2 protein-coding genes are annotated in these 2,111 nt (G+C 69.1%); both read left to right on the plus strand.

Features of this window, described 5'->3' with window-relative positions:
- The coding region (locus ACWDCZ_RS40695; protein WP_449818638.1) for a tetratricopeptide repeat protein at positions 1–1,104 on the plus strand (1,104 nt) is incomplete at its 5' end.
- 81 nt (positions 1,105–1,185) lie between these two features.
- Positions 1,186–2,111, plus strand: a 926-nt coding sequence (locus ACWDCZ_RS40700) for an NB-ARC domain-containing protein (protein WP_449818639.1), incomplete at its 3' end; no start/stop codon positions are given.

Consider the following 2,111-nt stretch of genomic DNA (forward strand, 5'->3'; position numbering starts at 1 on the left):
GGGCACCCGCAGGGGCTGTGGAGCACCGAGGAGGTGCTGGAGCATCTCGGCAGCGTTCGCGGCACGCCCGTCACGGCCGACGACGCGCTGGACGCCCTCGCCGTGCTGCACAACTACAGCCTCGTCACGCTCACGGAGACCGCCGACCGGGAGGTGACCCTGCACGCGCTCACCGCCCGGGCAGCCATGAACCTCGGTCCCGAAACACATCTGGCTGTCCTGACGGCCGCTGGTGCCCTCCACGAGCTGTGGCCATGTGCGGATTTTGACGCGATGGATCTGGCAGCAGCTCTACGGGCCAACACCGATGTACTCACTGGGCACGACGTCACCCACCTGATCCACCCCTGGCCGGGTATCCACGCGCTTCTGTTCCGCTACAGGACAAGCCTCATCCAGGCAGGCCTGTACACCAGCAGCGTTCAGTACTGGAGCAGCCTCGCCGCCTCAGGCGAGCGGATTCTCGGTGATGACCACCCGGATGTCCTCACCTCCCGTCTTAACCTCGCGCAGTCGTACTCGAAGATCGGGGACATCGACAACGCCATCCGCCTTGCGGAACAGGCGCACGCTGACCATCAAGACTGGTTCGGCTACGACGCCCCCGACACCCTGATGGCTCGCAGCGACCTCGCCGCGATCTACTGGAAAGCCGGACGCGCCGATGAGGCCATCAGCCTCCCGGAAGAGGTCCTCGCCGACCGTCAACGCGTTCTCGGCGACGACCATCCCGACACCGTCGTAGCCCGAAACAACCTCGGCGCCACCTACTCGGAGACCGGACGCATCGATGAGGCCATCGGCCTCCAAGAACAGGTCCTCGCCGACCGTCAACGCGTTCTCGGCGACGACCATCCCAGCACCCTCATAGCCTGCAACAACCTCGGCGCCACCTACTGGTACGCCGGCCTCGAGGAGAAGGCGGCGGAAATGTTGCACAAGGCAGTGACGGGTTTCGACCGCGTGCTCGGACCAGACCATCCGGACAGCGAGCAGGCCAGGGAGAACCTCATCACGTTCACCCGGGAATCTCAGCCCGACGCCGCCCACGACAGCAGCACCCGCAGCCCGTCGTCCGAGGGCGAGCCCGGGTCGGCGCTGTAGGTCTCCAAGACCCATCAGCGAAGGTCCAGGCCTCGCCCATAATGGAGGCCATTCAACACGCCGGGCGGCGGGGGCGGGCACGTGCAGGACGGGCAGGTCAGGAACGGCATCTACGACAGCGCCACCGTGCACGGCAGCGTGCAGCAGGCCCGGCAGATGACCTTCCACCAGTACGCGGCACCGGCTGCCCCGGTGGAGTGGCCGGTGGTGATCGGGCGGATCCCGCCGAAGGCGACCGCCTTCCAGCCCCGGGAGCAGCTGCGGGAGGCGATCGACGAGGCGCGCGGGCAGTACGGGACGGTCGTGCTCAGCCAGGTGTTGGCGGGCGGTGGGGGCGTCGGGAAGTCCCAACTCGCGGCGCACTACGCGCGCGAGGCCATCGAGACGGGCATGGACCTGGTCCTGTGGGCCGACGCCGCCGAGCCCTCCGCCGTCACCGACCTGTACGCCCGAGCCGCCGTGGAACTCCGCGTACCCGGAGCGAACGGCGAGGCCGAACAGGACGCCGAACGCTTCCTGGCCTGGCTCGCCACCACCGAGCGCGGCTGGCTGATCGTCCTCGACAACACCACCGAACACACCCCCGAACAGCTGTGGCCCGTCACCAGCCGAGGCGGCCGCGGGCGGGTCATCGCCACCACCCGCCACCGGGGAGCGGCCAGTACAGGCGGCGACCGGACGCTGGTGGACGTCAGCACCTACTCCCCCGCCGAGTCGGCCGCCTACCTGCGCGAACGGCTGGAGCGCGCGAAATGCGCCCGCTTCCTCGACGAACACGCGGCCGAGCTTGCCGAGGAACTGGGCCACCTGCCACTCGCGCTGGCCCATGCCGCCGCCTATATGGTCAACACCCGCCGCAGTTGCGGCCGTTACCTCGAACTCTTCCGCGACCGCTCACGCAGCCTGGACGCCGTCCTACCAGCCCGCACCGGCGCCGACGGCTACCGGGGACCGGTGACGGCGGCGCTGCTGCTGGCCCTGGACGCGGCACAGCAGGAGGAGCCGGT

This window comes from Kitasatospora sp. NPDC001225, assembly GCF_053597855.1.